A 15,389-nucleotide genomic window follows, 5' to 3' on the forward strand; every position below is an offset into this window, starting at 1 on the left:
GCCGGTTCAGGCCTCCAGCAGGATGCGCAGCATGCGGCGCAGCGGCTCGGCCGCGCCCCACAGCAGCTGGTCGCCGATCGTGAAGGCGCCGACGTATTCGGGGCCCATGGCGAGCTTGCGCACGCGGCCGACCGGGATCGACATGGTGCCGGTGACGGCCACCGGCGTCAGGTCCTTGACGGTCGCCTCGCGGGTGTTCGGCACCACCTTGACCCATTCGTTGTCGGCAGCGATCAGGGCCTCGATGTCGGCCACGGGCACGTCCTTCTTGAGCTTGAAGGTCAGCGCCTGGCTGTGGCAGCGCATCGCGCCGATGCGCACGCAGAAGCCGTCGACCGGCGTCGCCGCGGTGCCGAACTGGGCGCCCTGGCCGAGGATCTTGTTGGTCTCGGCGCCGCCCTTCCATTCTTCCTTGCTCATGCCGTCGCCCAGGTCCTTGTCGATCCAGGGGATCAGGCTGCCGCCGAGCGGGGCGCCGAAATTGGCCGTTTCGGCGGCGCTCAGCGACTGTTGCTTGGCCAGCACCTTGCGGTCGATCTCGAGGATGGCCGACTTCGGGTCGTCGAGCAGCGAGCGCACCTCGGCGTTGATCGTGCCGAACTGGGTCAGCAGCTCGCGCATGTGCTGGGCGCCGCCGCCCGAGGCCGCCTGGTAGGTCATGCTGGTCATCCACTCGACCAGGCCGGCCTTGTAGAGCGCGCCGACGCCCATCAGCATGCAGCTGACGGTGCAGTTGCCGCCGATCCAGTTCTTGCCGCCCTTGGCGAGCGCGTTCTGGATCACGGGCAGGTTGACCGGATCGAGCACGATGATCGCGTCGTCGTTCATGCGCAGCGTGGACGCGGCGTCGATCCAGTGGCCCTTCCAGCCGGCGGCGCGCAGCTTGGGGAACACCTCGGTCGTGTAGTCGCCGCCCTGGGCGGTGATGACGATGTCGCACTTCTGGAGCGCGGCGATGTCGTGGGCGTCCTTGAGCGTGGTCTCGTTCTTGGCCATCGCCGGGGCCTTGCCACCGGCGTTGGAAGTCGAGAAGAAGACCGGCTCGATGAGCCCGAAGTCGCCTTCGGCCTGCATCCGGTCCATCAGGACCGAGCCGACCATGCCGCGCCAGCCCACGAGGCCGACCAGAGGTTGATTTGCGTTCGCCATTTCAATTTGCCCTTGTGAAAAAAGAAAAAACTTCTCTTTGCGCCCGGCTCGTCAGAGCCGGGGAGGGCGTGACGAAGCGGGCTGGTTTAGCCGGTAATCGTCTTTTTGGTGATGGCAGCCACCACGGCGTCGCCCATTTCGCGGGTGCCGACCTTGGTCGTGCCCGCGGACCAGATGTCTGCCGTGCGCAGCCCCTGGGCCAGCACGGACTGGACCGCCGACTCGATCCGGTCGGCAGCCTCGGGCTGGTTGAGGGAGAAACGAAGCATCATGGCAGCGGACAGGATTGTAGCCAAAGGATTGGCAACCCCTTTGCCGGCAATGTCGGGCGCACTGCCGTGGCTGGGCTCGTAGAGGCCCTGGTTGCTGGCGTTCAGCGAGGCCGAGGGCAGCATGCCGATCGAGCCGGTGAGCATCGCGGCCTCGTCCGAGAGGATGTCGCCGAACATGTTGCCGGTGACCACGACGTCGAATTTCTTCGGCGCCTTGACCAGCTGCATGGCGGCGTTGTCGACGTACATGTGGTCGAGCTCGACGTCCGGGTACTCCTTGCCGACCTCGGTCACGATGTCCTTCCAGAACTGGAAGGTCTCGAGCACGTTGGCCTTGTCGACGCTGGTCACGCGCTTGCTGCGCTTGCGCGCCGCCTGGAAGGCGACGTGGGCGATGCGCTCGACCTCGGGGCGCGAGTAGCGCATGGTGTCGAAGGCTTCCTCGGCGCCCGGGAAGTGGCCGTCGACCGCGGTCCGGCGGCCGCGCGGCTGGCCGAAGTAGATGTCGCCGGTCAGCTCGCGGATGATGAGGATGTCGAGGCCCGAGATCAGCTCGGGCTTGAGGCTGGAGGCGCCGACCAGCTGCTCGTAGCAGATCGCCGGGCGGAAATTGGCGAACAGGCCAAGGTTCTTGCGCAGGCCCAGAATGGCCTGCTCGGGACGCAGCGAGCGCTCGAGCTTGTCGTACTTCCAGTCGCCGACGGCGCCGAACAGCACGGCATCGGCTTCCTTCGCCAGCTTGAGGGTGGCGTCGGGCAGCGGATGGCCGTGGGCCTCGTAGGCGGCGCCGCCGACCAGGGCCGATTCCATCTCGAACTTGAGGTCGAGCGTTTCGAGCACGCGGATGGCTTCGGCGACGATCTCGGTGCCGATGCCGTCACCGGGGAGGACTGCGATTTTCATGGTGTCTGGGGTGGCTTGGAAAAAAGATGAAAGGGTTTCAGGCGTCGAGCATGGTGTGGGCCAGCCAGGGCTTTTGCGCCAGGCGGGCCGCCTCGAAAGCCTTGATCTTGTCCTTGTGGCGCAGCGTGAGGCCGATGTCGTCGAGTCCGTTGACCAGGCAGTACTTGCGGAAGGCCTGGACGTCGAAGGCGAATTCGCCGCCGTCCGGCTTGATGACCACCTGGCGCTCGAGGTCGATCGTCAGGCTGTAGCCCGGGAAGGCGAAGGTCTGGTCGAACAGCTGGGCGACCTGCGCTTCGGGCAGCACGATCGGCAGCAGGCCATTCTTGAAGCTGTTGTTGAAGAAGATGTCGGCATAGCTCGGCGCGATGATCGCGCGGAAGCCGTACTGGTCGAGCGCCCAGGGCGCATGTTCGCGCGACGAGCCGCAGCCGAAGTTCTGGCGCGCCAGCAGGATCGATGCGCCGGCGTAGCGCGGCTGGTTCAGCACGAAGTCGGGGTTCGGCTTGCGCGATGCCGGATCCTGGCCCGGCTCGCCCGGATCGAGGTAGCGCCAGGCGTCGAACAGGTTCTGGCCGAATCCGGTCTTGCGGATCGATTTCAGGAACTGCTTCGGGATGATCGCGTCGGTGTCGACGTTCTCGCGGTCCATCGGTGCCACGAGGCCCTTGTGTACGGTGAATTTCTGCATGGTGATCCAATCAGTTGAGGACAGAGCAAGACTGCTTCGCAAATCTTGGTCTGTCCCGCAAGGTCTCAGGAGAACTGTCGAACATCGACGAAGTGGCCGTGCACCGCGGCGGCGGCGGCCATCGCGGGGCTCACGAGGTGGGTGCGCCCGCCCGCGCCCTGGCGGCCTTCGAAGTTGCGGTTGCTGGTCGAGGCGCAGCGCTCGCCCGGCTCGAGGCGGTCGGCGTTCATGGCCAGGCACATCGAGCAGCCGGGCTCGCGCCACTCGAAGCCCGCGGCCTTGAAGATCTGGTCGAGCCCTTCGCGCTCGGCCTGCGCCTTCACCACGCCGGAGCCCGGCACGACCATCGCGAGCTTGACGTTCTTGGCGACCTTCTGGCCGAGCTTCTTGACCACGGCCGCGGCCTCGCGCATGTCCTCGATGCGGCTGTTGGTGCAGGAGCCGATGAACACCTTGTCGATGAAGATGTCGTTCATGGGCTTGTTGGGCTCCAGTCCCATGTAGACCAGGGCGCGTTCGATCGCGCCGCGCTTGTTGGGATCCTTCTCCTTGTCGGGATCGGGCACGCGGCCATCGACCGGCACCACCATCTCGGGCGAGGTGCCCCAGGTGACCTGCGGCTTGATCTGCGCGGCGTCGAGCTCGACCACGAGGTCGAAGTGCGCGCCGGGGTCGGAATGCAGGGTCTTCCAGTAGGCGACCGCCAGGTCCCATTCGACGCCGGTCGGCGCCAGCGGACGGCCCTTGACGTAGGCGATGGTCTTTTCGTCGACCGCCACCAGGCCGGCGCGCGCGCCGGCCTCGATCGCCATGTTGCAGACCGTCATGCGGCCTTCCATGCTGAGGTCGCGGATCGCCGAACCCGCGAATTCGATCGTGTAGCCGGTGCCGCCGGCGGTGCCGATCCGGCCGATGATCGCCAGCACGATGTCCTTGGCGGTGCAGCCGAGCGGCAGCTTGCCCTCGACCTTCACGAGCAGGTTCTTCGCCTTCTTGCCGAGCAGCGTCTGGGTCGCCATGACGTGCTCGACCTCGCTGGTGCCGATGCCGTGCGCCAGCGCGCCGAAGGCGCCGTGCGTGGAGGTGTGCGAGTCGCCGCAGACCACGGTCATGCCGGGCAGGGTAGCGCCCGACTCGGGCCCGATCACGTGCACGATGCCCTGGCGCTTGCTCAGGAACGGAAAGAACGCGGCGGCGCCGAATTCCTTGATGTTGCTGTCGAGGGTCGTGACCTGTTCCTTGCTGGTCGGGTCGGCGATGCCGTCGTAGCCGCGCTCCCAGCCGGTGGTCGGCGTGTTGTGGTCGGCCGTGGCCACCACCGAGCTGATGCGCCACAGTTTGCGGCCGGCCTCGCGCAGTCCTTCGAAGGCTTGCGGGCTGGTTACTTCGTGCACCAGGTGGCGATCGATGTAGAGGATCGCGGTGCCGTCTTCCTCGGTGTGGACGACGTGTTCGTCCCAGAGTTTGTCGTAGAGCGTGCGTGCCATGGGTCTCTTTCGTGGGGAGGTGATTGTCTTATGCGGCCAGCTGCGCGGGCGTCGCGGCAGCGGGCGTGTGCAGGTGCTTGACCAGCATGCGGGCGGCGACCGGCAAGGTCGAGAAGTCGCGGGCGATGAGCCGGATCTGGCGTGCCGCCCAGGCGTCCTGGAGCGCCACGGAGGTCAGGCCGCGGCCGATGCCGCCCTGCATCAGCTCGAAGGCCCGCAGCGGCATGACGCCGACGCCGAGGCCGTTCTCGATCATCCGGCACATCGCGTCGAGGCCGGTCACGTGGATTCGCAGGCGGATGCTGCGGTTGGCGGCCAGGGCGGCCTGATGCATCGCGACGTAGATCGAACTGTTGTTGTGCAGGCCGACATGGTCGTAGTCGAGCGAATCGACGAAGGCGATCGAGCGCCTGGACGCCAGCATGTGGCCGGCCGGCACGATCAGCGCGAGCGCGTCGTCGCGGTAGGGCAGGCTCTGGAGTTCGTTGCTGCCTTCGGCGACATGGCAGACGCCGAGGTCGGCAGCCCCTTCATGGACGGCCCGCACGACTTCGCTGCTCAGGTGCTCCTCGAGGTCGATCTTGATCGCGTCGTGCTCGCGCGTGAAGGCACCGAGGTCCTCGGGCAGGAACTGGACGATCGCCGAGATGTTGGCGTGGACCCGGACATGCCCGCGCACGCCGTCGGCGTATTCGCTCAGTTCGCCCTGCATCTTCTCGAGGCTGTAGAGCACCGAGCGGGCATGGTGCAGCAGGCTTTCGCCGGCCGGCGTCAGGTCGACGCCGCGCGCATGGCGGTAGAGCAGGGGCGTTCCGAGCGTGGCTTCGAGGTCGGACAGGCGCTTGCTGATCGCCGACGCCGCGATGAATTCGCGCTCGGCGGCGCGGCCGATGCTGCCGAGTTCGCAGACGGCCACGAACAACTGCAGCGACGTGAGGTCGATGCGGCGGGCAAAACTGCGTTCGGATGAGGTCATCGGGGCTTGGCATCTCGTTCAGAGATGGAAGCCCGCATTTTCCCCCTGTTTCGAGGCTTTGGCCATCGTGATACGAGATGGCCAAGATGCCGCGGCGCGATGGCGCCGCGGCTCGCTTCGCTACTGCTTCTTGGTGGCGGCGTCTTCCATCTTTTGACCGCCCTTCTGGATGTCCTGGCCGGCACCCTTCATGGTGTTGCAGCCGGCGAGCGGCACGGCGAAGGCAAAGGCGACGGCGATCATGGCGGCAAGCTTCTTCATGGCGGAACTCCTTCTCGGTTGGTTGACGCGCCCAAGTTATTCGCCTGCCGTGTGCGCGCTTGTCAGCCAAGACGCAAAAAAGCTGCCCGTGGGCAGCTTTCCTGGATGAGGGCCTGACGGCAATCAGCGCTGGGCGATCGGCTTGACGTCGCGCTTGACCGAGCCTTCGAAGAGCTGGCGCGGACGGCCGATCTTGTAGTCCGGGTCGCCGATCATTTCGTTCAGCTGGGCGATCCAGCCCACGGTGCGGGCCAGCGCGAAGATCGCGGTGAACAGCGGCACCGGGATGCCGATCGCGCGCTGCACGATGCCCGAGTAGAAGTCGACGTTCGGGTAGAGCTTGCGGGAGACGAAGTATTCGTCTTCGAGTGCGATCTTCTCGAGCGCCATCGCGAGCTTGAACAGCGGGTCGTTCTCGAGGCCCAGTTCGCCCAGCACTTCCTTGCAGGTTTCCTGCATCAGCTTGGCGCGCGGGTCGTAGTTCTTGTAGACGCGGTGCCCGAAGCCCATCAGCTTGACGTTGGAGTTCTTGTCCTTGACCTGCTTGATGAACTCGCCGATCTTCTCGACGCCGCCAGCCTTCTGGATGTCGTAGAGCATGTTGAGCGCCGCCTCGTTGGCGCCGCCGTGGGCCGGGCCCCAGAGGCAGGCCACGCCGGCCGCGATCGCCGCGAAGGGGTTGGTGCCCGACGAGCCGCACAGGCGCACGGTCGAGGTCGATGCGTTCTGCTCGTGGTCGGCGTGCAGGATGAAGATGCGGTCGAGCGCGCGCTCGAGCACCGGGCTCACCTTGTACTCCTCGCACGGCGTCGCGAACATCATGTGCAGGAAGTTGCCCGCGTAGCTGAGTTCGTTCTTCGGGTACATGTAGGGCTGGCCCACGGTGTACTTGTAGGCCATGGCGACCAGGGTCGGCATCTTGGCGATCAGGCGGATCGCGGCGATCTCGCGGTGCTTCGGATTGTTGATGTCCGTGCTGTCGTGATAGAAGGCCGACAGGGCGCCGACCAGGCCGGTCATGATGGCCATCGGGTGGGCGTCGCGGCGGAAGCCGCGCAGGAAGAACTGCATCTGCTCGTTGACCATCGTGTGGTTGGTCACGAGCTTGGTGAAGTTGTTCTTCTTGGCTTCGTCGGGCAGTTCACCGTACAGCAGCAGGTGGCAGGTCTCGAGGAAGTCGCAGTTGGTCGCGAGCTGCTCGATCGGGTAGCCGCGGTACAGCAGTTCGCCCTTGTCGCCATCGATGTAGGTGATGGCCGATTCGCACGAGGCCGTCGACATGAAGCCCGGGTCGTAGGTGAACATGCCCGTCTGGGCGTAGAGCTTGCGGATGTCGATCACGTCAGGGCCCAGGGTGCCCTTGTAGATCGGCAGCTCGACGTTCTGTCCGCCGTTGCTGAACGACAGAGTGGCCTTGTTCTCGGATGCTTTCATTTCGAGTGTCTTTCAAAGAATGGATCAGGAAGATAGGGATTTCGCACCGTCGCTGCGCATCAGCCGCAGCAGTTCGACCACCTCGGCCCCGGCCCATCCGGGCTCGGGCTCCTTTCGCGCGAGCAGGAGGTCGAGCAGGTCGTTGTCCGACAGGTCCATCAATGTCTCCAGTGCCTGTGCCTGCCCGCAGGTCAGGCTTGCCTCGTGCCGTTCGAAAAAGCGGGCAATGAACAGGTCGTTTTCAAGCAAGCCGCGCCGGCAGCGCCACTTGAGCTTGCTCAGCGCGCGCTCGCTGATCGGCTCGGAAGGGTTGTCGGTGGCTGGCATCGGGGCTCTCGTCAGGACTAGATGGCGCGGCGCACCATCAGTTCCTTGATCTTGCCGATCGCCCGGGTCGGATTCAGGTTCTTCGGGCAGACGTCGACGCAATTCATGATCGAGTGGCAGCGGAACAGGCGGTACGGGTCCTCGAGGTTGTCCAGGCGCTCGGCGGTGGCTTCGTCGCGGCTGTCGGCGATGAAGCGGTAGGCCTGCAGCAGGCCGGCCGGACCGACGAACTTGTCGGGGTTCCACCAGAAGCTCGGGCAGCTGGTCGAGCAGCTGGCGCACAGGATGCACTCGTACAGGCCGTTCAGCTCGTCGCGCTCCTCGGGCGACTGCAGGCGTTCCTTTTCGGGCGGCACGGTGTCGTTCTGCAGGTACGGCTTGATCGAGTTGTACTGCTTGAAGAACTGCGTCATGTCGACGATCAGGTCGCGGATCACCGGCAGGCCGGGCAGCGGCTTGAGCACGATCGTGCCCTTGAGCGTCAGCATGTTGGTCAGGCAGGCCAGGCCGTTCTTGCCGTTGATGTTCATCGCGTCGGAGCCGCAGACGCCTTCGCGGCAGGAGCGGCGGAACGACAAGGTCGGGTCCTGCGCCTTGAGCTTCATGAGGGCGTCGAGCAGCATGCGCTCGTGGCCGTCGAGTTCGATCTCGACGGTCTGCATGTAGGGCTTGGCGTCCTTGTCCGGGTCGTAGCGGTAGATTTGAAAAGTGCGCTTCATCGTGGGATACCTCTAGTCAGTCTCAGAATGTCCGAACCTTGGGCGGCACCGACGCCACCGTCAGCGGCTGCAGCTTGACCGGCTTGTACGAGAGGCGGTTGTCCTGGCTGTACCAGAGCGTGTGCTTCATCCAGTTGGCGTCGTCGCGGCCCAGCGGCGCGACCGGGTCGTCGGCCGGACGCTCGTAGTCTTCCACCGTGTGGGCGCCGCGGCATTCCTTGCGGGCGGCGGCCGACACCATCGTGGCCTGTGCGACTTCGATCAGGTTGTCGACTTCGAGGGCTTCGATGCGGGCGGTGTTGAACACCCGCGACTTGTCCTTCAGCGTGACCGCGGCGACGCGCTGGCGCACGGCGGCGATCTTCTGCACGCCTTCGTCCATCGAGGCCTGCTTGCGGAACACGGCCGCGTGCTGCTGCATGACCGAGCGGATCTCGTTGGCCACGTCCTGCGCGTATTCGCCCGCGGTCGAGGCCTCGAGCTGGTTCAGGCGCTCCAGCGTGCGGTCGGCCGCATCGGCCGGCAGGTCCTTGTGTTCCTTCAGCTTGTCGTTGAACTGGACGATGTGATTGCCGGCCGCGCGGCCGAACACCAGCAGGTCGAGCAGCGAGTTGGTGCCCAGGCGGTTGGCGCCGTGCACGCTCACGCAGGAGCATTCGCCGACCGCGTAGAGGCCGTTGACCACGGCGCTGTTGTCTTCGCCCTTCTGGATCACGACCTGGCCGTTGATGTTGGTCGGGATGCCGCCCATCTGGTAATGGATGGTGGGCACCACCGGGATCGGCTCCTTGGTGATGTCGACGTTGGCGAAGTTGACGCCGATCTCGTACACCGAGGGCAGCCGCTTGTGGATGGTCTCGGCACCGAGGTGGTCGAGTTTCAGCAGCACGTAGTCCTTGTTGGGACCGCAGCCACGGCCTTCCTTGATCTCCTGGTCCATCGAGCGCGAGACAAAGTCGCGCGGCGCCAGGTCCTTGAGCGTCGGCGCGTAGCGCTCCATGAAGCGCTCGCCGTTGCTGTTGAGCAGGATCGCGCCTTCGCCGCGGCAGCCTTCGGTCAGCAGCACGCCGGCGCCGGCCACGCCGGTCGGGTGGAACTGCCAGAACTCCATGTCCTGCAGCGGGATGCCGGCGCGGGCCGCCATGCCGAGGCCGTCGCCGGTGTTGATGAAGGCATTGGTCGAGGCCGCGAAGATGCGGCCGGCACCGCCGGTCGCCAGCAGCACGGTCTTGGCCTGCAGGATGTGCAGGTCACCGGTTTCCATCTCGAGCGCGGTCACGCCGACCACGTCGCCTTCGGCGTCGCGGATCAGGTCGAGGGCCATCCACTCGACGAAGAACTGGGTCCGGGCCTCGACGTTCTTCTGGTAGAGCGTGTGCAGCATCGCGTGGCCGGTGCGGTCGGCGGCGGCGCAGGCGCGCTGCACCGGCTTCTCGCCGTAGTTCGCGGTGTGGCCGCCGAACGGACGCTGGTAGATCGTGCCGTCGGGATTGCGGTCGAAAGGCATGCCGAAGTGCTCGAGCTCGTACACGACCTTCGGCGCTTCGCGGCACATGAACTCGATCGCGTCCTGGTCGCCGAGCCAGTCGGAGCCCTTGATCGTGTCGTAGAAGTGGTAGTGCCAGTTGTCCTCGCTCATGTTGCCGAGCGAGGCGCCGACGCCGCCCTGGGCAGCGACGGTGTGCGAGCGGGTCGGGAACACCTTGGAGAGCACGGCGACGTTGAGGCCGGCGCGTGCCAGTTGCAGCGAGGCGCGCATGCCGGAGCCGCCGGCGCCGATGATGACGACGTCGAACTTCCGCTTGGTGATTTGTTCTTTTGTGTATGACATGGGGTTACAGCCTCCAGAGCACTTGAATGGCCCAACCCGCGCAACCCACAAGCCAGACGATGGTGAAAACTTGGCACAGCAGGCGGATGCCGACCGGCTGGACGTAGTCCATCCAGACATCGCGCATGCCGACCCAGACGTGATAGAGAAGCGAAGAGATCACCACGAAGGTGAGCACCTTCATCCATTGAGCGGCGAAGATGCCGGCCCAGAGGTCGTAGCCGATCGGGCCGGGCTTGAAGATCACCTGCGCCAGCAGGATGACGGTGAAGAGCGCCATCAGGGCGCCGGTGATGCGCTGGCTGAGCCAGTCGCGCAATCCGTAGTGCGCGCCGACGACGATGCGCTTGGAGCCGTAGTTCACAGACATTTCAGTTTCCTTGCGCAATCAGTAGAGACCGAACAGCTTGGCGCCGAGGACGACGGTCAGCAGGATGCTCAGGAAGAGAGTGGCGAGCGCGGTGCTGTTGCCGGACTTCTTGTCGACCGCGTGATGGTTCACGTCCATGTAGAGGTGGCGCAGGCCGGCGATGAAGTGGTGCAGGTAGGCCCAGATCAGCGCCAGGGCGACGAGCTTGATGAACCAGCCCGGGACGAAGCCGAGCCCGACATTGAAGGCGGCCGTGAAGCGGGCGAACGAGATCTCGGAGGACACCGAGGTGTCGAACATCCAGATGATGAACGGCAGCAGCAGGAACATCAGCACCCCGCTCACGCGGTGCAGGATCGACACGATGCCGGCCGGCGGCAGCCGGTAGGTGGTCAGGTCGGAAAGGGGGTTGATATTGCGGAACTCTCGCCGCGGCTGTCGGGGTGGGGTGGCCAACTCTGTCATGGGGGCTTTCGGGTTTTACGAGGGGCTACTTGTTCTTTGGCGAAAAGCAAACAACTCAAAATTCTATTGCAACGCACCATCTCGCGGCTTTCGCCGCTCCGGTCATCGCACCGCGATGGTCGGATGATGGCGCACCAGGCCGCTGTCAGCCGAGGTCGTTTCGATAGTGATGGGTGTCGGTGCGATAGAGGCCGCGGCGCAGTTCCATGGGCGTGTCGTGGTAGGTGTAGGCCACGCGCTCCACGCTCAGCAGCGGGGTCGAGGTGACGACCTGCAACAGCGCCGCCTGCGCAGGATCGGGCAGCACCGCCCGGATCTTTTCCTCGGCGCGCACCATGCGGACGCCGAATTCGGTCTCGAACAGCGCGTACATCGGCCCGTGCCAGGCGGTGAGGCGCTCGGCGGTCAGGCCCCTGAACGGGGTTCCGGGCAGCCAGAGTTCCTCGAGGATGGTCGGCGTGCCGCGGTAGGCCAGCACCCGCCGCACCTGCAGCACGGCGTCGCCGGTGCGCAGGGCCAGGGCGCGGGCGACGTCGGCGCTGGCGCGCTGGCGCTTGCAGTCGACGATCTCGCGCTCGGCCGGGCCTTCGCTGTCGACGTCGCCGCTGTCGGGCACCAGCTTCAGGAAGCGGTACTGCACATGCTGCTCGGCGTGGGTCGCGACGAAGGTGCCCTTGCCCTGGCGGCGCACCACCAGGTTTTCGGCCGACAGCTCGTCGATCGCCTTGCGCACGGTGCCCTGGCTGACCCGGAAGCGGGCGGCCAGGTCGATCTCGCTCGGGATCGGCTCGCCGGGCTTCCATTCGCCGGCATGGAGACTCTGCAGGATCAGCGACTTGATCTGCTGGTAGAGCGGACTGAACGACGGCGTGGAGGGCTCGGCGACAGTGGTGGGAGAGGTGGCCATGGGGTTTCGTGGGTGCACCGCGAGGGTGCTTCGGGCCCACATCTTATATAAGACATAAGACAGGCGCCACCGAAAGCTCAAATCGGCATAAAATCGAAGACGGCCTGAAGGCCGGGCTTGGTGTCCCGGCCCGACCTCGTGGCCGCGCTCCGCGGCCGTGCCCCGTTTTCATCATTTCCTGGAGTATTCCCATGAGCAAGAAGCCTGTTCGCGTTGCCGTCACCGGTGCCGCTGGCCAAATCGGTTACGCCCTGCTGTTCCGCATCGCCTCCGGCGAAATGCTGGGCAAGGACCAGCCGGTCATCCTGCAACTGCTCGAGATCCCCGACGAAAAGGCCCAGAAGGCGCTCAAGGGCGTGATGATGGAGCTCGACGACTGCGCCTTCCCGCTGCTGGCCGGCATGGAAGCCCACGGCGACCCGATGACCGCCTTCAAGGACGCCGACTACGCGCTGCTGGTCGGCTCGCGTCCGCGCGGCCCGGGCATGGAACGTGCCGAGCTGCTGGCCGTCAATGGCGCCATCTTCACTGCCCAGGGCAAGGCGCTCAATGCCGTCGCAAGCCGCAACGTCAAGGTGCTGGTGGTCGGCAACCCGGCCAACACCAACGCCTACATCGCGATGAAGAGCGCCCCCGACCTGCCGCGCAAGAACTTCACCGCCATGCTGCGCCTTGACCACAACCGCGCTGCCAGCCAACTGGCCGCCAAGACCGGCAAGGCCGTGGCCGACATCGAGAAGCTGACCGTCTGGGGCAACCACTCGCCCACGATGTACGCCGACTACCGCTTCGCCACCATCAACGGCGAAAGCGTCGCCAAGATGATCAACGACCAGGACTGGAACGCCAACACCTTCCTGCCGACCGTCGGCAAGCGCGGCGCCGCGATCATCGAGGCCCGTGGCCTGTCGTCGGCCGCCTCGGCCGCCAACGCCGCCATCGACCACATGCGCGACTGGGCCCTGGGCACCAACGGCAAGTGGGTCACGATGGGCATCCCGTCGGACGGCCAGTACGGCATTCCGAAGGACGTGATGTTCGGCTTCCCGGTCACCTGCGAAAACGGCGAATACAAGGTCGTCGACGGCCTGGCGATCGACGCCTTCAGCCAGGAACGCATCGACAAGACGCTCAAGGAACTGACCGACGAGCAAGCCGGCGTCGCCCACCTGCTGTAAGCCGCGACCCGGCATGCTCGACTGGAACCCCGCGCTCTACAGCCGCTACGAGGACGAGCGCACCCGTCCGGCCCGGGACCTGCTGGCCCGGGTGCCGCTGGCCCAGGCCACGCGGGTGTTCGATCTCGGCTGCGGGCCGGGCAACTCCACCGAGCTGCTGGTGCAGCGTTTCCCGGCTGCCTCGGTGGTCGGCACCGACAATTCCGAGCCGATGCTCGCCAGTGCCAGGCAGCGCCTGCCGCAGGCCCGCTTCGAGCTCGGCGACATCGCCACCTGGGCGCCCGAGGCGGCGCCCGACCTCATCTATGCCAATGCCGCCCTGCAATGGGTGCCCGACCACGAGACCCTGATCCCCAGGCTCTTCGCGTTGCTGGCACCCGGGGGCGTGCTGGCGATCCAGATGCCCGACAACCGCCAGGAGCCCACGCATCGGTTGATGCGCGAGGTGGCGGCCGAGGCACCCTGGGCGCAGGCCATCGGAAACCCCGACCGGCTGCGCACCGAATTGCTGGGCATCGACGGCTACTACGACCTGCTGGCCGGCGAGGCCGCGGCGGTCGACGCCTGGCGCACCGCCTACCAGCATCCGATGGCCTCCGCGGCGGCCATCGTCGAATGGGTCAGCGGCACCGGGCTGAAGCCCTTCGTCGATCCCTTGCCCAGCGAGCTGAAGACCAGCTACCTGGCCGAATACGAACGCCGCATCGCCCGCGCCTACCCGGCGCGCACCGACGGCCGGCTGCTGCTGGCCTTCCCGCGCATGTTCATCGTGGCGCAGAAGAAAGCATGAGCACCGACAACGCCGTTCCCCATCCGCGCGAGGTGCTGCTCGGCGCCCAGGCCGGCGCCGTCGCGCTGCCGGTCTGCGACCACTACAGCGGTGTCGAGGCGCGCATGCGCAAGAGCCTGGCGCTGCAAGCCGAGATGGCCCAGGAGTTCGGCGCCTGCGTGTTCGACGTCACGCTCGATTGCGAGGACGGCGCGCCGGTGGGCGGCGAGGCCGAGCATGCGGCGCTGGTGACCGAGCTCGCGCTGTCGGCGGCGCCCGGCATGCGTGTCGGCGCCCGGGTCCATCCGGTCGACCATGCCGCGTTCCCGGCCGATGTGATGACGATCGCCGGCCGCGCCGGCCATCGCCTGAGCCACCTGATGGTGCCCAAGGTGGAGTCGATCGACGATGTGCGCGAGGCCGCGCTGGCGCTCGATGCCGTCGGCGCCGAGGCGCTGCCGCTGCACGTGCTGATCGAATCGCCGCTGGCGGTGCACCATGCCTTCGAGATCGCTGCCCATCCGAGGGTGCAGTCTCTGAGCTTCGGGCTGATGGATTTCGTCTCTTCGCACGGCGGTGCCATTCCGGCCGACGGCATGGCCGCCGCCGGGCAGTTCACGCACCCGCTGGTGGTACGCGCCAAGCTCGAGATCGCCTCCGCCGCGCATGCGCATGGCAAGGTGCCCTCGCATTGCGTCGTGACCGAGTTCAAGGACATCGACGCGATGCGCGCCTCGGCCCGCCGCGCCGCCACCGAGTTCGGCTACACGCGGATGTGGAGCATCCATCCGAACCAGATCCGCCCGATCCTCGAGGCCTTCTCGCCCGACGAGCGGCAGATTCAAATCGCTACAAAAATCATTGCCGCCGCCGCCCTTGCCGCGTGGGCGCCGGTCAGCATCGATGGCACATTGCATGATCGTGCCAGCTATCGCCATTTCTGGCAGGTGCTCGAACGGGCGCACGCCACCGGCCGCAGCCTGCCTTCCGAGGCGCAGCCGTGGTTCGCACCCGCTTCATCCTGAAATCCAACCCCCCCGAAAGACCATTCCCATGAAGACAATTGCTCTGATTGCCGCCGCTGCCCTGGCCCTGCCGATGGCCGCCATGGCCCAGACCAGCTCCACCGGCTCGACCGGCTCCGCAGCGAAGCCGGCCGCCAACACGACCGGCAAGAAGGTCGTCCAGAAGGTGGTGCCCAAGCGCATCATCAAGCGGGTCGAAGAAGCCAAGCCCATCAGCGAAGAAACCGACGTCACCCTGTCGGAGCAGGACCTGAAGGTGGCCGAGACCATCCTGACCGGCACCATCAAGTGCGAACTCGGTGCCAGCGTGAACATCGAGGCCGATCCCAAGAAGCCCGGCTTCTTCACCCTGACGCACGCCGGCGTCAAGTACCGCCTGCACCCGGTCAGCAGCCGCACCGGCGCGGTGCGGCTCGAGGACCCGGTGCGCGAGGCCATGTGGTTGCAGCTCGGCAACAAATCGATGCTCATGAGCCAGAAGCAGGGCCTGCGGCTGGCCGACGAATGCCAGGCGGCCAAGCAGCTCGAGGTGGCCGAGGACATGAAGAAGAACCCGCCCAAGAGCCTGTTCGAAAGCGGCGACGCGGCACCGACCGCCAAGACGCAGTAATCCCGCCAAGGCGCG

General features: G+C 66.1%; 17 protein-coding genes. 4 read left to right on the forward strand and 13 right to left on the reverse strand.

Features of this window, described 5'->3' with window-relative positions:
• Positions 1–6 precede the first annotated feature (6 nt).
• The 13 genes from asd to QTI17_RS28335 all read right to left on the reverse strand — a co-directional run bounded on the left by asd (position 7) and on the right by QTI17_RS28335 (position 11,792).
• Complete coding sequence (gene asd / locus QTI17_RS28275) at positions 7–1,149, reverse strand: aspartate-semialdehyde dehydrogenase (RefSeq protein WP_286368400.1); 1,143 nt, start codon at positions 1,147–1,149, stop codon at positions 7–9.
• 86 nt (positions 1,150–1,235) lie between these two features.
• Positions 1,236–2,324: a 3-isopropylmalate dehydrogenase gene (leuB, locus tag QTI17_RS28280; RefSeq protein ID WP_286536981.1), complete on the reverse strand. Its 1,089-nt coding sequence runs from the start codon at positions 2,322–2,324 to the stop codon at positions 1,236–1,238.
• 37 nt (positions 2,325–2,361) lie between these two features.
• Positions 2,362–3,015: a 3-isopropylmalate dehydratase small subunit gene (gene leuD, locus QTI17_RS28285; RefSeq protein WP_286526835.1), complete on the reverse strand. Its 654-nt coding sequence runs from the start codon at positions 3,013–3,015 to the stop codon at positions 2,362–2,364.
• Positions 3,016–3,080: 65 nt separating this feature from the next.
• On the reverse strand, positions 3,081–4,502 hold the full coding sequence (gene leuC / locus QTI17_RS28290; RefSeq protein ID WP_286536982.1) for a 3-isopropylmalate dehydratase large subunit: 1,422 nt from the start codon (positions 4,500–4,502) through the stop codon (positions 3,081–3,083).
• A 28-nt stretch (positions 4,503–4,530) separates the two neighbouring features.
• Positions 4,531–5,478 (reverse strand): LysR family transcriptional regulator, encoded by a 948-nt coding sequence (locus QTI17_RS28295; RefSeq protein ID WP_286536983.1) that lies wholly within the window; start codon positions 5,476–5,478, stop codon positions 4,531–4,533.
• A 120-nt stretch (positions 5,479–5,598) separates the two neighbouring features.
• A complete protein-coding gene (locus tag QTI17_RS28300) occupies positions 5,599–5,739 on the reverse strand; it encodes an entericidin A/B family lipoprotein (RefSeq protein ID WP_286526830.1) in 141 nt (46 codons plus the stop codon).
• 123 nt (positions 5,740–5,862) lie between these two features.
• Positions 5,863–7,173, reverse strand: coding sequence for a citrate synthase (gltA, locus tag QTI17_RS28305; RefSeq protein WP_286536984.1), 1,311 nt, complete (start codon positions 7,171–7,173; stop codon positions 5,863–5,865).
• 24 nt (positions 7,174–7,197) lie between these two features.
• Positions 7,198–7,500 carry an FAD assembly factor SdhE gene (locus QTI17_RS28310; protein WP_286536985.1) on the reverse strand — a complete coding sequence of 101 codons (303 nt, stop codon included), beginning with the start codon at positions 7,498–7,500 and terminating at the stop codon, positions 7,198–7,200.
• A gap of 17 nt (positions 7,501–7,517) precedes the next feature.
• A complete protein-coding gene (locus QTI17_RS28315) occupies positions 7,518–8,219 on the reverse strand; it encodes a succinate dehydrogenase iron-sulfur subunit (protein WP_286526827.1) in 702 nt (233 codons plus the stop codon).
• 22 nt (positions 8,220–8,241) lie between these two features.
• Positions 8,242–10,050, reverse strand: a complete 1,809-nt coding sequence (gene sdhA / locus QTI17_RS28320) for a succinate dehydrogenase flavoprotein subunit (protein ID WP_286536986.1) — start codon at positions 10,048–10,050, stop codon at positions 8,242–8,244.
• A gap of 4 nt (positions 10,051–10,054) precedes the next feature.
• The gene (gene sdhD / locus QTI17_RS28325) at positions 10,055–10,420 is read right to left on the reverse strand and encodes a succinate dehydrogenase, hydrophobic membrane anchor protein (RefSeq protein ID WP_286536987.1); all 366 of its coding nucleotides are present in this window, start codon (positions 10,418–10,420) and stop codon (positions 10,055–10,057) included.
• A gap of 18 nt (positions 10,421–10,438) precedes the next feature.
• Positions 10,439–10,885, reverse strand: coding sequence for a succinate dehydrogenase, cytochrome b556 subunit (gene sdhC / locus QTI17_RS28330; RefSeq protein WP_286536988.1), 447 nt, complete (start codon positions 10,883–10,885; stop codon positions 10,439–10,441).
• Between the two features lie 145 nt (positions 10,886–11,030).
• Positions 11,031–11,792 (reverse strand): GntR family transcriptional regulator, encoded by a 762-nt coding sequence (locus QTI17_RS28335; protein ID WP_286536989.1) that lies wholly within the window; start codon positions 11,790–11,792, stop codon positions 11,031–11,033.
• A gap of 191 nt (positions 11,793–11,983) precedes the next feature.
• On the opposite strand from QTI17_RS28335, the gene QTI17_RS28340 reads away from it, so the two are divergent.
• From QTI17_RS28340 to QTI17_RS28355, 4 genes are read left to right on the forward strand one after another with little or no spacing between them, the layout of a single operon-like run.
• A complete protein-coding gene (locus tag QTI17_RS28340; protein WP_286510110.1) occupies positions 11,984–12,970 on the forward strand; it encodes a malate dehydrogenase in 987 nt (328 codons plus the stop codon).
• 13 nt (positions 12,971–12,983) lie between these two features.
• The gene (gene tam / locus QTI17_RS28345) at positions 12,984–13,760 is read left to right on the forward strand and encodes a trans-aconitate 2-methyltransferase (RefSeq protein ID WP_286536990.1); all 777 of its coding nucleotides are present in this window, start codon (positions 12,984–12,986) and stop codon (positions 13,758–13,760) included.
• A complete protein-coding gene (locus QTI17_RS28350) occupies positions 13,757–14,764 on the forward strand; it encodes an HpcH/HpaI aldolase/citrate lyase family protein (RefSeq protein WP_286536991.1) in 1,008 nt (335 codons plus the stop codon). The genes tam and QTI17_RS28350 overlap by 4 nt, the downstream gene beginning before the upstream one ends.
• A gap of 28 nt (positions 14,765–14,792) precedes the next feature.
• Positions 14,793–15,374 carry a hypothetical protein gene (locus QTI17_RS28355; protein ID WP_286536992.1) on the forward strand — a complete coding sequence of 194 codons (582 nt, stop codon included), beginning with the start codon at positions 14,793–14,795 and terminating at the stop codon, positions 15,372–15,374.
• Positions 15,375–15,389: the final 15 nt, after the last annotated feature.

It is taken from the genome of Variovorax sp. J31P179 (assembly GCF_030316985.1).
In the GTDB taxonomy this organism is placed as follows: domain Bacteria; phylum Pseudomonadota; class Gammaproteobacteria; order Burkholderiales; family Burkholderiaceae_C; genus Variovorax; species Variovorax ginsengisoli_B.

Excerpts from the sequence above, each read along its gene's own strand:
- sdhC (WP_286536988.1), bottom strand. The coding sequence starts at position 10,885 with ATGACAGAGTTGGCCACCCCACCCCGACAGCCGCGGCGAGAGTTCCGC.
- leuD (WP_286526835.1), bottom strand. The coding sequence starts at position 3,015 with ATGCAGAAATTCACCGTACACAAGGGCCTCGTGGCACCGATGGACCGC.
- leuC (WP_286536982.1), bottom strand. The coding sequence starts at position 4,502 with ATGGCACGCACGCTCTACGACAAACTCTGGGACGAACACGTCGTCCAC.
- tam (WP_286536990.1), top strand. The coding sequence starts at position 12,984 with ATGCTCGACTGGAACCCCGCGCTCTACAGCCGCTACGAGGACGAGCGC.
- QTI17_RS28355 (WP_286536992.1), top strand. The coding sequence starts at position 14,793 with ATGAAGACAATTGCTCTGATTGCCGCCGCTGCCCTGGCCCTGCCGATG.
- asd (WP_286368400.1), bottom strand. The coding sequence starts at position 1,149 with ATGGCGAACGCAAATCAACCTCTGGTCGGCCTCGTGGGCTGGCGCGGC.
- gltA (WP_286536984.1), bottom strand. The coding sequence starts at position 7,173 with ATGAAAGCATCCGAGAACAAGGCCACTCTGTCGTTCAGCAACGGCGGA.
- QTI17_RS28335 (WP_286536989.1), bottom strand. The coding sequence starts at position 11,792 with ATGGCCACCTCTCCCACCACTGTCGCCGAGCCCTCCACGCCGTCGTTC.
- leuB (WP_286536981.1), bottom strand. The coding sequence starts at position 2,324 with ATGAAAATCGCAGTCCTCCCCGGTGACGGCATCGGCACCGAGATCGTC.
- QTI17_RS28310 (WP_286536985.1), bottom strand. The coding sequence starts at position 7,500 with ATGCCAGCCACCGACAACCCTTCCGAGCCGATCAGCGAGCGCGCGCTG.
- QTI17_RS28300 (WP_286526830.1), bottom strand. The coding sequence starts at position 5,739 with ATGAAGAAGCTTGCCGCCATGATCGCCGTCGCCTTTGCCTTCGCCGTG.
- QTI17_RS28350 (WP_286536991.1), top strand. The coding sequence starts at position 13,757 with ATGAGCACCGACAACGCCGTTCCCCATCCGCGCGAGGTGCTGCTCGGC.
- QTI17_RS28340 (WP_286510110.1), top strand. The coding sequence starts at position 11,984 with ATGAGCAAGAAGCCTGTTCGCGTTGCCGTCACCGGTGCCGCTGGCCAA.
- sdhA (WP_286536986.1), bottom strand. The coding sequence starts at position 10,050 with ATGTCATACACAAAAGAACAAATCACCAAGCGGAAGTTCGACGTCGTC.
- QTI17_RS28295 (WP_286536983.1), bottom strand. The coding sequence starts at position 5,478 with ATGACCTCATCCGAACGCAGTTTTGCCCGCCGCATCGACCTCACGTCG.
- sdhD (WP_286536987.1), bottom strand. The coding sequence starts at position 10,420 with ATGTCTGTGAACTACGGCTCCAAGCGCATCGTCGTCGGCGCGCACTAC.
- QTI17_RS28315 (WP_286526827.1), bottom strand. The coding sequence starts at position 8,219 with ATGAAGCGCACTTTTCAAATCTACCGCTACGACCCGGACAAGGACGCC.